The organism is Leptolyngbya sp. 'hensonii', from assembly GCF_001939115.1.
Taxonomy (GTDB): domain Bacteria; phylum Cyanobacteriota; class Cyanobacteriia.
In genome coordinates this window covers 41,584-56,677 of sequence record NZ_MQTZ01000020.1, presented here as the reverse complement: position 1 = coordinate 56,677, position 15,094 = coordinate 41,584, and the positions used below count along the sequence as shown (strand labels likewise).

At 53.1% G+C, this 15,094-nt stretch carries 10 protein-coding genes; 2 read left to right on the top strand and 8 right to left on the bottom strand.

The features are described 5' to 3' along the window. Window positions 1–79: 79 nt before the first annotated feature. The 7 genes from BST81_RS08170 to BST81_RS08140 form a co-directional block, all read right to left on the bottom strand. Window positions 80–904 carry a DUF928 domain-containing protein gene (locus tag BST81_RS08170; protein ID WP_075598055.1) on the bottom strand — a complete coding sequence of 275 codons (825 nt, stop codon included), beginning with the start codon at window positions 902–904 and terminating at the stop codon, window positions 80–82. 29 nt (window positions 905–933) lie between these two features. Beyond that, window positions 934–3,330 (bottom strand): CHASE2 domain-containing protein, encoded by a 2,397-nt coding sequence (locus BST81_RS08165; protein WP_253188158.1) that lies wholly within the window; start codon window positions 3,328–3,330, stop codon window positions 934–936. A 234-nt stretch (window positions 3,331–3,564) separates the two neighbouring features. Further along, window positions 3,565–4,764 (bottom strand): DUF1822 family protein, encoded by a 1,200-nt coding sequence (locus tag BST81_RS08160; protein WP_075598054.1) that lies wholly within the window; start codon window positions 4,762–4,764, stop codon window positions 3,565–3,567. 25 nt (window positions 4,765–4,789) lie between these two features. Beyond that, on the bottom strand, window positions 4,790–6,010 hold the full coding sequence (locus BST81_RS08155) for a sigma-70 family RNA polymerase sigma factor (protein WP_075598053.1): 1,221 nt from the start codon (window positions 6,008–6,010) through the stop codon (window positions 4,790–4,792). 32 nt (window positions 6,011–6,042) lie between these two features. Then, entirely contained in the window at window positions 6,043–7,428 is a 1,386-nt protein-coding gene (locus BST81_RS26945; protein WP_083636732.1) for a SpoIIE family protein phosphatase, read from the bottom strand. Window positions 7,429–7,514: 86 nt separating this feature from the next. Beyond that, window positions 7,515–7,805, bottom strand: a complete 291-nt coding sequence (locus BST81_RS08145) for a hypothetical protein (RefSeq protein WP_075598052.1) — start codon at window positions 7,803–7,805, stop codon at window positions 7,515–7,517. Between the two features lie 110 nt (window positions 7,806–7,915). Next, window positions 7,916–8,359, bottom strand: a complete 444-nt coding sequence (locus tag BST81_RS08140) for a Fur family transcriptional regulator (protein WP_075598051.1) — start codon at window positions 8,357–8,359, stop codon at window positions 7,916–7,918. A 239-nt stretch (window positions 8,360–8,598) separates the two neighbouring features. On the opposite strand from BST81_RS08140, the gene BST81_RS08135 reads away from it, so the two are divergent. Continuing rightward, window positions 8,599–9,171: a peroxiredoxin gene (locus BST81_RS08135; protein WP_075598050.1), complete on the top strand. Its 573-nt coding sequence runs from the start codon at window positions 8,599–8,601 to the stop codon at window positions 9,169–9,171. A 126-nt stretch (window positions 9,172–9,297) separates the two neighbouring features. Further along, on the top strand, window positions 9,298–10,305 hold the full coding sequence (locus BST81_RS08130; RefSeq protein ID WP_075598049.1) for an NAD(P)/FAD-dependent oxidoreductase: 1,008 nt from the start codon (window positions 9,298–9,300) through the stop codon (window positions 10,303–10,305). A 53-nt stretch (window positions 10,306–10,358) separates the two neighbouring features. On the opposite strand, the gene BST81_RS08125 is transcribed toward BST81_RS08130, so the two are convergent. Further along, the gene (locus BST81_RS08125) at window positions 10,359–14,933 is read right to left on the bottom strand and encodes a PAS domain S-box protein (RefSeq protein WP_075598048.1); all 4,575 of its coding nucleotides are present in this window, start codon (window positions 14,931–14,933) and stop codon (window positions 10,359–10,361) included. Window positions 14,934–15,094 lie beyond the last annotated feature (161 nt).

The following is a 15,094-nucleotide window of genomic DNA, read 5'->3' as shown; positions in this document are numbered from 1 at the left end:
TGTAACATTCTCACCATACTGATGGCCTCCTCTGAATACACACCAGGTCCTGCGGGAAGGACTAGATCATGCGAGTTATTTACAGACCAGACCGTTGATCCCCTTGGGGGCGACAGCAGGGAACTAAAGGAACTCTGGCAATATCCGCTAAACCAGCCTGTTGCAGCAAATTAGCCCAGGCCGCCGCCAACTTCGGGTCCTGATTCCCCTGCCGTTGGAGGGAATTTCCCAGGATGGTGAGGGCATCATACCAGATTCCCGCCTGGGCATAGCGTTTGGCCCGTTCTAGGGGATTCGAAGTCTTGTCAATTTGACCCTGCAGTTCCGGTTTCAGGGCCACCCGTCGGATCAACCCCTGCACAAACGAAGATTCCGAGGGTTTGGCCGGATTACAGTAAATGGAGAGGGTCCACTGATAGGACCGATTGGGTTCCAGGGTTGCTGCCGTATCGGGCAATCTCACACTGATGATGCCAGAGGGGGTTTTAGCGGCTTTGAACTTGGTTTCGTAAATCAGATTGTCATTCCGATCTTGCAGAACAAATTCTACAAATGCCTCACGGGTGAGTTCACTGGGCACATAAAACCAGAAGGTTGGGCGGGCAGTTGTTGTCAGGCCCAAAACAATCTCCTTCTGATCGAGGGTGATGCTGGGAGCCAGGGCTGTGAGATTAATGTAGCGGGCACAGTCGCCCCGACTCCCACCCCCACGAGAGCGGCCTCCCGGTTCCTCAGCGGTATTGCTCAAGACAGGTGGAATGAACCGCAGATCGGATGTGGCTGGCCCGGAGGCATTTTGTAGGGGCTGTTTCGTCGCTCCAGGCCCTGGAACGATCGCCAAACTGATCAACCCCAGGCACAGCGGAACCACGACAATCTGTTTAAAACCGTGTAAGTGACTCATAAAACCAGGCTCCTACTTGAAACAATGATTCATGGCTGATCCCGTAACCGTAACGGCAGTAAATAGGCAACATAACTGGCGGTCAAGCCCAGGGACAGGAGCGGCGGGACAACAGGCACCCAGCCCCCTTTGATCAGAATGAACAGGCAACTGCCCGTCAAGACCAATCCAGCAGCACTGCAGGCCAGGATGCGGTGCAACGGTGAGGCCACAGACCAGACCAGACCCGCACCGGCCAAGGCCCATCCCCAGATCCAGAACCACTCCACCAGGGGATGCCAGACCCAGAGCAGGGGTCGCTGATCTAAAGAAGCACTGATCAACTGGCTGACCAGGGTGGCCTGGAGCAAAACGCCCGGAACCTGGCGGGCAAAGTTTTTGCCATAGGGCGTGGGCCAGTAGTCGCCGTTATCCGGGAAGATAGTGCCGATCAGGACAATCTTATCCTCGAAGGCTGTGGGGTCAATTTGACGGTTCAGCACCTGACGGACAGAGACTTGGGTGACACTGTGGGACGGATTGGCCCGATAGTTGAGCAGCAATTGCGTTCCCCTGGCATCGACCGGCTGGTAGCCCCCCGTGCGGCGGGTCAATTTGGGGACGATGGTCTGGCCCAATTGCAGGTTCCCCTGGGGAGTGATCTGGCTTTTCACCCCCCGATCGCGCAAATACCGCAGGGCCAGTTCGGTGCTGAAAGCATAGGTCGGTGTGCAAGAGGAGGCTGTTTTGGTAGACATCGCCAGCAGATGACGCCGCACAACCCCATCCGAGTCTTCGACAAAATCACTGAATCCAACCTGGGTGGGTCGGATTTCGGGCGGTGGGGCAATGCTACTGGCATTGCTTTCACTGTCTGGACGTTTGCAGATGGCAATCAGTCGATCGTTCTGACGCAGCTCTTGAGCCAGTTCAGGGGCAGCGGAACTAACGGGGAAATCTCGATAGAGATCTAACCCAATCAGACTGGCCCGAGAGCGCTTCAGGGTATCCAGCAGCCGACTGAGGGTGCGATCGGACAGGGATCCCTGGCGCGGCTCATTCCCCTGGGCCAGGACATCGGCCCGATCGATCGTGACCACCACGATCCTGGAATCTGCAGGTTCGGCGGGTCGCCAGCGGATGAACTGGTCGTAGGCTGCCAGTTCCAGTCCCTGCAAGGCACCCAGCCCCCGCACACAGGCAATGACCCCGGTGACTAGCAAACTCCGGATCAGCAACCTTTGATACGGTTGACGGCGAGAAAAGACTTGCCGGGGGGCGGAGGAAACACCCCGCCAATCGTTCCAGTGGGTAGGCACTTCCGAGGGGTTCTGACAAATTACGGGGAGCCAACTGGCACCGGGAAATTCGGATTCCAGAATCTGTAATTTTTCCCTGGCCTCCCGCACCGCCAAATAGAGGGATTGACCTCCAGCAAAGGCCATCAGAAACTGTTTGAGGAACTCCTGGGCCACCCGATCGGGCACAGGCTCCCGCATGATGATGACCTGGGGAATATGGAGATCAGCCAGGTCGCGGGCCAGTTCCAGCCCATCACAGGAGTTGAAAATTGCCAGCTTTAGGCCATGGGCGATCGCCTTTTTTAGCCCATATTTTAACTGGCCGATCGTCAAGGCATCCTCAGGATTGAGCTGAATCTGCCCCTTTTCCTGACTGGAACTATGCCCAGCAAAAAAGAGAATATCCCAGCCAGCCTCCCAGAGATGTTGATTCAGCACCACCGGTTTCGGCTCCACCAAAAGCTTCAACTCAGTATCAGGCAATTGTTCTAAAAATCGCTGGTCCTCGGACAGATCAATTCCCTGTTGATCCCCCAAAATCGCCAAAATTTTTACCTTCCGCCGGGTCACAGGTCGGGGAACTTTGCGGGAATGGGCATAATCCGGCGGACTGAGGGCAATCTCCACCTGGGGATAGTCTTCAAAAAATTGCCAGAGGAACCAGGGCAGACGTAACACCTGACTATCTTCAGCCGTAATGATGAAGCGAAATTCTTCCGATAGGGAGAGTTGGGTCCGCAACTTGCGCTCAATATTGCGGAAGGCGTCTGTGTTGAGCCAGTGATTCATTCGCTGCTGCAACATCTGGGACAGGCGATCGAATTCAGCCCGGGAAATATGGGTGATGTCAGACCGTTCAAATTCAAAGTCAAGGGTATCGCCCCCGATCGGAGTTTGGCGGCAACGCCAGCCCAAACTGGCGTACATGCTCTCGTAAAGTCGTTGCCACTGGTGATATAACTCAATCAGGTCCCTGGCAGGGGGAAGACTGCCAGTAAATTGCACTGGGGTAGCCCGATCGGGTTGCCAAAACTGGGCAACAACCGTTGCAAACCCTTGCTGACAATTACCACGACCTAAATTCAAGACAACTGATTGACTCATAACAACGCCACTGAGGATGACGAACTCAACAAGATGCACCATTGGGGTGCAGGGGCGTTGCCCCTGCTTGAAGGCATTCGAAAAACGTTTTGCCAGCCAAAGTCCCCAAACCCCAACTTTATTTAATTTTCGATCCTTAGGAACGGGAATTAAATAACCTGGATTTCTTCAGCCCTCATCTCCAACCCCCAACCCCTCCCCCTCTCCCAAATTTGGGAGAGGGGGCAGGGGGGTGAGGGCAATCAGGAGTTTGACACTTTATTTAATTCTCGTTCCTTAACTAATGAACGTTGTCGAAAAAACCAGATATTGCAGGCTGGTTCTAATTCTGAACAATCGACCCGGGGGACACTTGAACCGGGGAAGCTGAATGCAGTTGTCCTGGTCCCGAGCAATCACCGTCTCCAGAACCTGACCCGATTCTGAAACCATTTCCAGGCGCAACCCGGTAGGCAAGGTCCGGGATGGTCCCAAAGCGTAAAGCTGGCTTTTTACCTTGATGCGATGATCCGGTTCCAGATCGAGATTGACGATCAGGGCAATGGGTTCCTCACTGAAGGGGCGGGGTAGACGAATGCCGCGCCCCCGATTGGCCCCATCAGAGCGCCGAAAATTGAAGGCGGGCTGGGATTCAAACAAGGTATCGAGGGACTGCCAAATACTATCGGCAACATCCTCGAACCACTGGCGCAAGTTCACAGGGGGCAACTCCACAACTTCGGGCAACTTCACAGCTTCCAGAACATTCATAGATCCAGCTCCATAACGGTTTTCATAGAGTTGTTGTTGCCAGTTCACCTGTTCCAGCAACGCACCCCAGACTTGAAATGGGACTTCCAGTCGCGGGGCCTCGATCGCGGGACTGGCCAAGCGCTGCAACAGCTCAGCAGCCTGCAATTCCGGTAACACTGGCAGGGGCGGAATGAGTGCCCGCGTGGGTTCATCCGGATAGAGTTGCTGCACCACCCACAGGACACTCAGATCGGGAATCATGGCCTGGGCATCCAGGCAATAGGTGCGATCGCATGGCTCGTACTGGGCCTGTTGCTTCAACTGGGCATGGGTGGTGTATCCCCAGCAATGCACCCACTGCTCATCGGGATTGACCCGCACTGCCAGATAGTAATCGGCAGCCCAGGTCGGCAGATCAACCCATTCCTGGGGAACACACAATTCACGGGCATCAAGGCCCTGACTGGGCACCAGCAGGAGCCGTTTTGAGCCGAAGGCGATCGCCGTTCCGTTGACCACCGTCCAGAAAGGCATCAGGGATTCCCAATTCGGCCAGATCGAGGTCTGGGCCACCTGTTCCGCCTGGAGCCAGGGTAACAGGGTGTGCAGACAGACCAGGTTCAGGTAAATCGTCCACCGATGCTGAGGTTGAGGACATTTCTGGCTCTGATACCAGGCTTGCTGCTGCAAGCCAGAAGCAATTTCCAAAACCAGTTGGGTGGGGGGCACCCCTGGAACTGTCATGATTCAGATCCTCCTGTTCGAGCCATCATCGGTCTGGTGGCTGGCAATAAACCTGCAGCCATTCCTCAAGCATTACGCTCATAGATTTGATAACGGTTGAAGTTGGCAAAATATGCAGCGTCTCCTGGCTCCATCGCGCCAAAGCTGACAATAAAGCTTCCCGCACCCTGGCTAATTTGCGGGAAACAGTATATTGCGGGATGCCCAGGGCTGTAGCAATCTGTTGCTGAGTCAGGGACTGCCCATAGTACATTTCAACCAGTTGCAGATTCGCTGCATCCAGTTGGGCGATCGCCGTTCGCAGGATCTGACTGATTTGCCCCCATTGCTCTTGGCGCTCCCGCAATTCCTCCTGCACGATCGCCAGGTCTAAGGGCGATGCTGTAACGGCATCGGGCAGAACCACTTCCCATTCGGTCGTCATCTCTTCCGGTCGGGATTGACTCAGGGAGGTGACCACTGGATAAAAGTAGGCCCGGATATGACGGGCACAATCCGCCAGCCATGCTGCCAGGTCCTGAGGACTGCGGTCCACCTCAGAACCCGGTAATTGAGTTTTCTGACGCTGGTTGTAGCATCGGGCGATCGCCGCCCACAAGTCTGGAGTGGGGCTGGCTAATCGGTTTAACCCAGGCGTAGCAGGGATATACAGGTCCGTAAAACACCGCCAGGCCAGGAGATAGCGCTGCATCTCCGAGTCAGACAGCCCTCTCTGCGCCAAAGCCTCCTGCAATCGTTTACGACTCAGTTTCAATAACAGTCCCCAGTCACTGCACAGGTCAATTTCCCGCTGCCGCCGCAAGGTATCCCGAATCCGATTGCTAAATACAACCCAGGCATAGGCTTTCAACCCAGCCAGGTGTTCAGGCTGACAATGGTCCAGAATCTTCGGCAGGTCCGTGATCGCCATTTGAAAGTAATCCGCTAGATGATGAATCGGGCTGGCGAATTGCCGAGTCATGCGGGAGGCAGACCAGTAGCAGGTTTCCTGTAAATAGGCCGAGAGATGGGCCATGGCTAAACGTTCAGACTGGTGTTGCCAGCGCCGATGCCAATAAAGCACCCAGAATTGCTCCGCGTCTTCTGGCGAAGTAGAGGCGGCCCGATCAGGACACGGCCCATATTGGTCCAGGCAGATCTGCATACTGCGTCGCAACACGGGATCTGTCCCCCAGACATGGCTCCCAGCCTGATCAAACCTTAAAAAAGTTGAGAAAAGTTCAATCAGGTCTGACCTTGGATGCATGGGAGGTTATACCGGTTCAAATTGCCTTTTCCTTAAACAGGTTTCGGAGCAGAAGCAGGGACGATCGAACCGTTTTCGAACGTCATCATCCCCGGAGTCTCATCCCCCCGTTGCTTTAGGACCAGGAGGGTAATATCGTCAAAGATCTTCTGGGAACCAATATGACGCCGCACATCCTCAATCACAGCTTGCTTGATTTCGTTGGCCGATCGCTGCCAGTTTTGGGAAACCACATCGCATAATTGTTGCAGGCCATATTGGTTTTTGTGGATGTTGCTGGCTTCTGTAATGCCATCGGTATAGAGCACAATGCTATCGCCGGGGTATAACTCTACCACTGTATGGTTGATGAAGTTGGCAATATTGTCATCCAGACCAATGGGGAATCCCAGATCGATGGTGTCAATCCGTTCGATGTAGCCGCCGTTTCTCACCACGATCGTCTCTTCGTGTTGTCCACTGATACTGACTTTGCGATCGATGTAATTCAAGAGCACCAGGGTTAGATTTTTGTCTGAATCCATCCGGCGCACATTTTTGTAAATCGTGCGGTTGAGGGTATCCAGGAATCGGACTGGGTCACGTTCACGCACTTCTTTCAGCGTCCTGACGGCTGTTTGGGCCATCAGCATCAGAATGCCACTTTCTAACCCATGGCCAGTCACATCTCCCATGGCGATCGTCACCACACCATCCGTTTGCAAGACATCGTAGTAATCACCACCCACTTCATCGGCAGGTTCCATAAATCCAGCAATGTCCAGCCCTTCAATTTCCAGTTCCTCTGCTTTAGGCAAAATCATTTGTTGCATTTGCTTCAGAAGGCTGAGTTCTGCCCCCATCCGCAGATTTTCACTCTCCAGTTTCTCGTTGAGCATACTAATTTCTACATTAGCCCGGGCCAGATCAGCCGTGCGTTCTTCGATCGTCAGCATGGCAACCTGATAGATTTGGGTCTGGTTTACCAGCAGATCCTGCAACGCCAGGATTTGATAGGTTTGCTGACCAATATCCACCACAATCGGTTCGTAAAGAGAGTCGAAGGGACGCTGCAAACATATTTTGACAGCCTCAAAGATGGGTAAGTCAGCAGGGAGGACCATCAGATTCTCCCGTAAGCAGGGGTTCGTGTTGTACAGTTCCCCCAGCGATCGACTCAGGAATAGCTCCCGACCAAAAGGACGACTGATGATTTCCAGAAACCTGGCCCGGGAAATCAACCCAGTCAAGACCCCCTGCCGGATGAAAATCGCACCAGGCAGCCTTGTATTCCGTTGGAAAATGCGGAATAACTCTTCTCCGATACAGGTTTCATCCACTTGAAACTCTACTGCTTTCAAGTCTCTCAGGGTGGAGTGAAGTTGTAAGTTCTGCACTCTCCTTTCTTCTGAATGGGCCAGAGGATTAATTTGAATCATCGTTGAGGCACTATTCCTGGACGCAGGGTATGGATAAATTCGTTGACAAGGGCACCTCGTTCAAATCCTGTGGGTGAACATTGGTCTTATGGTTCGTTATCCGGGTCCAGACGCACCGTTGGATTATCCGCCACGCCAACACCTGGCGTGGCAGCCTTGTCGGCCCCTAACCAGCGCATGATATGAACCTGAGATTCTCCATGTGCCTTGATGCGTAACGGCAAGGGCATGTAAACCATTCCTTCAATTAATTCCGCCTTTTTGACCTGAGGCAAAGCCTGATAGTGACGTTGAAACTCAAGATGGGTGAGCCGATCGCCATTCTCTAAAGGCAGGATACGCATCAGTGGCAGAACTGAAGCAGATTTAGGAGACATCACAGTCACCTGGTTCAAGTCCGGTCGATCTCATTTTAGGAGATCCCATCCGGCTGCCGGAAAGTCTTTATCTACACAAGGTAAATTTTACTGTCTCAGGGGTGCCGATTTCAGTCCCCCGATCCAATGCCCTGGTGATTGTGACAATGATCACAAACACCATAGACTGTCACCTCATACCCTTCTACCTTCAGTCCTGCCCGCAGACGGTTTAGCGACAAACCCTGAAACTGTTCCCAGGCCACATCCTCAATTTGCCCACAGGACTTGCAGCGAAAGTGGTGATGGGGAGAGATATTGGCATCGTAGCGGCAGACCCCTTCTTCGAGCAAAACCTCCCGCACCAATCCCGCATCCCGTAGCGCCTGCAGAGAGCTGTAGACCGTGGCCTGGGATGAGGTGGGGGCATTCTGGTTCAGATCACTCAAAATATCTTCTGCAGTAGGGTGATCCATCCGCGCCAACAAATTCGCATACACAGCAAAGCGCTGCGGCGTGACTCGCAATCCCTTGGCTTTCAAGGTCTGGATAATCTGGTCGGATTGTTTCTGCATAACGCTTGACTCCAGAGATCGCCCAGGCTACCTGTCGGGACAACTCCCATCGTTTCAGATCGATCTACATTTTTAGGGTAGCACCATGATCTGAGAAGATCACCGAATCTTAAACCTTTTATATAACTAAGCAAATATCACTATTGACTCAATCTTAAATAAGAATTATTCTTAGTTACAGCAACACCGTTGAAGTCAACGCCGATCAAGTTTTCACAAAATCATCTAAAGAGGTAAGCATGGCTGTTATCGAACGTGTCCCCAGTGTTGTCTTCAAGACCCGCGTCCGGGATGAGTCCGTCCCCGGTCCCAATCCCTACCGCTGGCAAGACAAGACCACCGAGGAAATCTTTGGTGGCAAGAAAGTAGTCCTGTTCTCCCTGCCCGGTGCCTTTACCCCCACCTGTTCCTCCAATCACCTGCCCCGCTACGAAGAACTGTATGATGAGTTCAAGGCTCTGGGCGTAGATGAAATCATCTGCATCTCCGTCAATGATGCTTTTGTGATGTTCCAGTGGGGCAAGCAGGTTGGGGCGAAAAATGTCTCTTTGCTGCCCGATGGTAATGGCGAATTCACTCGCAAGATGGGTATGCTGGTTGACAAGTCCAACCTGGGCTTCGGCATGCGCTCCTGGCGCTATTCTATGCTGGTGAACGACGGCAAGATTGAGAAAGTCTTCGTTGAGCCTGACTTCGGTGACAACTGCCCGATCGACCCGTTCGAGGTTTCCGATGCCGATACCATGCTGGCTCACCTCAAGGGCACGGAGTCCGCTGGTGTCTCTCAGCCTCGCCTTGCCTTTGTTGGCTAATGTCACTTCGCCCTAACCTGAAATGACATTCAGCCCCTGACAACGAGTTTGGGCAAGGAGAGACCCACCAGGTTACTTTCCTTGCCCATCTCAATTCATCCCTTGCATCAATCTGGTGGGGTAGTCATGAAACTCTCAAGCAAGAATTTGGATCAGCGCCTAGATACCCTCTACGATGCCATTATCGTTGGGGGAGGGATGGGTGGTCTGTCTGCCGCTATTTACCTGGCCCGCTACGGATTAAAGTGCCTGGTGATTGAGAAAGGGCGGGGCCGATCGCTGTGGATGCAAGATCTGCGCAACTACCTGGGCATCGATCCGAATACGCCCGGGCGGGATATTTTAAATCATGGGGTTAAGCAGGCCATCCAGTGGGGCGCAGACTACCTGCCCGGATTTGTGGAAGACGTTGTCGATGAAGGGGACCATTTTGCTGTTCGGGTCAAGGTCGGCAAACAGAACAGTATTTATCCTGTTTTTCACAGTAAGTACCTGATTGCCGCTTCCGGAATCATCGATATTTTGCCTCAGATCGAGAACATGCAAAACATCTATGACTATGCGGGCTACACCCTCCACGTCTGCATGATTTGTGATGGGTTTGACATGTGGGATCAAAAAGCAGTTCTAATCGCCGGGACGGAATCCCAGATTAATGCAGCCTTTGTCCTGAACTGGTTTACTCCTTACATCTCCGTTTTAACCCATGGCCTCTGTACGGTTGGGGATGAAATGAAGCAGAAGTTGGCCGATCATGGCTATCCCCTCTATGAAGCGCCGATCGCCCGGATTCTGGGAGAAAACCATCATATGAGCGGCATTGAGTTGACCGATGGCACGATCGTGGAAGCCACGACTGGCCTGATCAACATGGGTTCTATTTACCATAACCGCTACCTGAAAGGGATTGCGGGCCTGGAATGGGACGGAGAAAATCTGATTACGAACAACATGATGCAAACCAGCCATCCTCGCCTTTTTGCCCTGGGAGACCTCAAGCAAGGGATCAATCAGGTGTCGATCGCAGTCGCAGATGGAACCCTGGCAGCAACGCAAATTTGGCGCAACATTCGGCGGGCCAGCACCCCTCGAAAATGGGAAGAAAACATTGCTCGGGTAACTGCAGCCAAATAGTCTTGCATCTTACGCCATTCTTTTCTCCCTTTCCCCTGGGGAGCCTGACCCGCTCAGGAAGTCCCATCCCCAAGATTTAAAAGCAGTTGAATGAGGTCATCCAACTGCTTGAGCTTAACGGGTTTGGCCAGATAATCACTGGCCCCCACTGCTAAGCAACGCTCCCGATCCCCCGTCATAGCTAGTGCGGTCAGGGCAATAATGGGAATGGCAGCAAGTTGGGAATCTTGACGGATTTTCTGAATCGCCTCCAGGCCATCGACCTTGGGCATCTGGATATCCATCAAGATCAAATCAGGGCTATGGGTGCGGGCCAGTTCGATCGCCTCCTGCCCATTTCCGGCCAGGATCATGCGATAGCCTTTGGCCTCCAGGTAGTTGGAGAGGGTGCTGATATTGGTTTCGTTGTCTTCCGCTAACAGAATGAGGGGTTGACCCGATTTCATCCCTGATTCTGCCATCGGGTCAGGAGCGGTGGGGGAGGGAATGTCCATCCCAGGGCCATTGTAGGGCAGACGCACCGTAAAGCAACTGCCCTGGCCCAACGTACTGGTGAGGCTGACAGAGCCGCCGTGGAGTTCAACGATTTGCTTCACCAGGGTCAGCCCCAGACCAGTACCTTCATACTGGCGATTGAGGCTGCTATCAAGTTGGACAAAGGGCTGAAAGAGTTTGGTTTGATCAGCAGCAGAGATGCCAATCCCGGTATCGATCACAGAAATACAAAGATCATAATCTTGCAACAGACCATGGTTTTCCCTGGGTTCATCCCAGGCTTCCGGGAACCCATCTGCCCGGTTGGTGGGGACGCGATCTGCCAGGTTAATTTCGATCGGTTCGAGATGAGCTTCCAGCGTAATCCGCCCGCCAGCAGGGGTAAATTTAACCGCATTAGTCAACAAATTAATCAACACCTGGCGCAGGCGGCGTTCATCCACGGTGATATCCCCCAGGTTTTTGGGTAAAGTCGTGTTGAGTTGAATTTGTTTCTTGAATGCCTGTTGCTTAATAAACACCAGGCTGGAAGCACAAAGATGGCTAACTGATACGGTGGAAAGATCGAGCTCTAGTTTGCCCGCAGCAATTTTTGAGACTTCCAGAATGTCGGTAATCAATTCCAGCAGGTGCTGACCGCTGTGTTCGATCGTGGCGATCGCTTTCTTCTGGCGATCGTTCAGGGAACCCAGGACCTGCTCCAGCAAACTCTCCGACATACCCAGAATCGCGTTGAGGGGAGTCCGAAGTTCATGGCTCATATTGGCCAGAAACTCGTCTTTGAGGCGAGTGGCCCGAAGCAATTCCGCATTCGTTCGCTCCAGCCGCTGCTCATATTCTTTGCGGACGCGCATATCCCGGGCAATGGTGGAGAGAAACTCTACCTCTCCCTGCGGTGATTTATGAGCCAGAATCAGTTGAGACAACGGAATTTCCTGTCCAGCGGCATCCAGCAAAGCCGTTTCGCCAATCCAACTGCCATTAGAGAGGGCCAGAGGCAAGCCCTGTTGTAGAATCAGTTCTATCGCCCATGTGGGATGGTAATCCTGAATGTGGCGTTGCCTGACAGCAGCATCACTCTCCAGGCCACAGATTTGCTTGAGGGCGGTATTATTCCAGATAATCTGACCCGTCAGATCTGCAATGCTAATGTAGTCAGTCGAGGCTTCCAGGATGGCCAGAAGACGGTTTTGTTCCTGTTCCAGGCGTTTACGCACCGTAATATCCTGAGCCGTACCAATGGTTTGCCGGACCTGGCCATTGGCATCTCGGCTAAATACAGCATCTCGACTGTGGAGCCAGCGCCATTCCCCATTGGCATGGTGCATGCGGTATTCCAATTCCAGAATGTCTCCATCCTGAGCGGCATAAATTTGGGCATAGTATGCCCTCAACCGACTGAGATCATCCGGATGGACTAAGGCTTGGAACATATTTGAACCCATGGCTTGAACCTCTTCTGGGTTGTAGCCCAGAATGATCCCAATCTCCCGGTTGACATAGATATTGCGATCTAATTGCAAGTCATAGAGGTAAAGAATGTTGGGGGATGCGTCGGCAATTTGTTGGACAAAATGTTGACTGTCCTGCAGGGCCAGCTCGACCTCTCTACGTTGCGCTTCAATGCGCTTGCGATCGCTAATATCTCGGGCCACCCAAACAACCGATTCATCCGTCAGGGGAGAACACTTAGCACTAAACCAATATTCAGTCTCTTGGATTAAAAGGGAATATTCGCACTCCTGGGTCTGTTGAGTTTCGAGGGTTTGCCTGATGGTAGATAGAAATTGATGCGTTTGCTTCGTCGAAAAAATCTCTTGAATATTTCTCCCCAGCAACCTATCAGATGGCAGATAGAGTTTCTCAGGGCTGTTGGGGGCTATCTTCAGATAAGTGCCCGCCCGATTCAGCACCACCACCACATCATCCATTGCCATAAATAAACTACGCAACTCAGCCTCAGAGGCTTGTAGGGCCGCTTCAGCCTGCTTGCGATCGGTAATATCGGTTAACGTCCCAATATAGCCAAGCACAGCCCCTGTCGCATCAATTTCCGGAACCACCTGAACGCAGTACCAGTTAATGCTGCCATCTGGGCGGCGATGCCTGCCCTCAGCGCAGTTGAGAATTTGGGATCTGGATATGGCTCGGCTGTAGCCTTCAGCCCATTGGGCCAGCAAATCATCCCGATCGTCGGGATGCAAGGCTTCCATCCAACCCTGCCCCAGGGCGGATTCTACGGTTCTGCCGGTCATCTGACTCCAGCGATCGTTGACATAGACACAGTTGAACGGGGTATCAAACCGGAAAATAGCGACGGGAGCCGCTGCAGCCAAAGTCGCATAGCGACGTTCACTGTCCCGGAGGGCATCTTCTGCCAGTTTACGCTGGGTGATGTCGGTTTCAGACCCACTGATGCGAACAGCTTGGCCCGATTCATCCCGTAAAGCCTGACCCCGATCCAGCACCCAAAGATAGGAACCATCTTTGCATTGGGTGCGATACTCAGCTTCAAAGAACTCTGCGCGTCCTGCGAAGTGCTCGTTCACAGCAGCCATGACCCGATCGTAATCATCGGGGTGAATCCGGCTTAAGCATTCATCTGGCGAGTCGCCAATTTCATCGTCAGTAAAGCCGCGCATCTGTTTCCAGCGACTGGAAAAGAAAATTTTGTTGGCTGTCAGATCCCAATCCCAGATACCATCGTTGGTGCCCCGCAGGATTAACTGCCACCGTTCTTCGCTAGCTTGCAGGGCAGCAGTGCGTTCCAGCACCCTCGCTTCCAACTCCTGGTTGAGCAATTGCAACTCCTGTTCGGCATGCTTCCGTTCAGTAATATTCACCCCAATGCCCAGGACCGCTGGGGTGTTGTCACCGGGCAGGGTAATGGGGTGTTTTTGCCACTGAAACCATTGTTCCTCGCCATCGAAGGATAGCTTTTCTGCCGGAATGAATAGGGGCTGTTGACTGGCAATCACAGCCTGATTCTCTTGCAAGAATTGGGCAATGGTGGCTGGATCAGACAAAAACTCTGCATCCCGCTTGCCGATCATGCTCTCCACGGTAGCGTGACAGGCTTCAGCAGCGGCCCGATTGACCAGCAAAAAGCGCCCATCCGAGTCTTTGATGAAAACTTTGTTGGGGGTGGTATCGAGGATGGCTCGCAGCAGGTCTTTCTGTTGCTGCAATTCTTGGATTAACTGCTCCGTCCTGCGGTAAAGGGCAGTTGGGTGCAGAACACTCAAGACTGTGGCTTGGGTAACCAGGCCCAATAACCCGCCGGTTTCATCGGTGACCACCACCTGATTCACTGGCTGGGCTTGCATCAACTGCTGCACGTCCCAGAGGGAATGGTCTGGCCCAACCATTACAGTCGGTGGACTCATGATCATGTGGGCCTGAACTGCTGCGAAATCCAGCTCCAGGGCTAAGGACTGGGCAATATCCCCCTCGGTCACTATCCCGATCGGGATCAGGGGGATATGGGACTCCTGACGGCTGATACCCGACCCCTGAGGCCCCTCTTCCACAATCACCACAGCACTGACGTGATGGGTCGCCATGAACTGGGCCAGTTCAGCCAGGGTAGCTGTCGATGGGGCGTAAGCTCCCGTCTGGGTCATTACCTCTGAGATTGTAGACAAGCGCAATAATCCGATCGAGGCTAGCAGGGGTTGCAGGCTATCGAGGGTGAGCAATCCCACCACAGCCCCCTGATCATCCACTAAGGGCAAGTGGCGGATAGCGTGGCGCTGAAATAGCGTGATGGGCACCAACAGATCGGTGCAGTCTGAAACATTGAGGGTCAACACTGGGGCAGACATGACCTCAGAGATCGTCCCCTGGGCCAGATTCTGCCCTGAAGCGCTAAGACTAACCAGATCCTGCTCAGTCAAAATCCCCACCAAGCGATTGTCTTCCAGCACCAACACACAACTCTGCTGCCCTTGGGCCTGCTGCAGAGGGGATTCAGTCTCTACGTTGCGGGACCGATCGCAGGTCATCCTCCCAGCATGCATCTGGGCGATCACGTCCTGGACGACATCTGCAGGGGCAGCGGTATGAAGGGGATGAACGATCGCAGCGAACAGATCCTCACCTTGAGGTAAAGCAATTGTGGAGGTGAACCTCATGGAAGTGCTCCTGCTTCAATCAGTTATGTTTCTTATGATCTAATAATCCCCTTAGCCCCACCCCAAATCGTCTTCAAAACATTACAATCAAGAGCTTGGCTGCCCAAACTCTTGCAAGCCTTGTCCGAACTAGCCGTTGGGTTTTGCTAACCCAAGGTTGC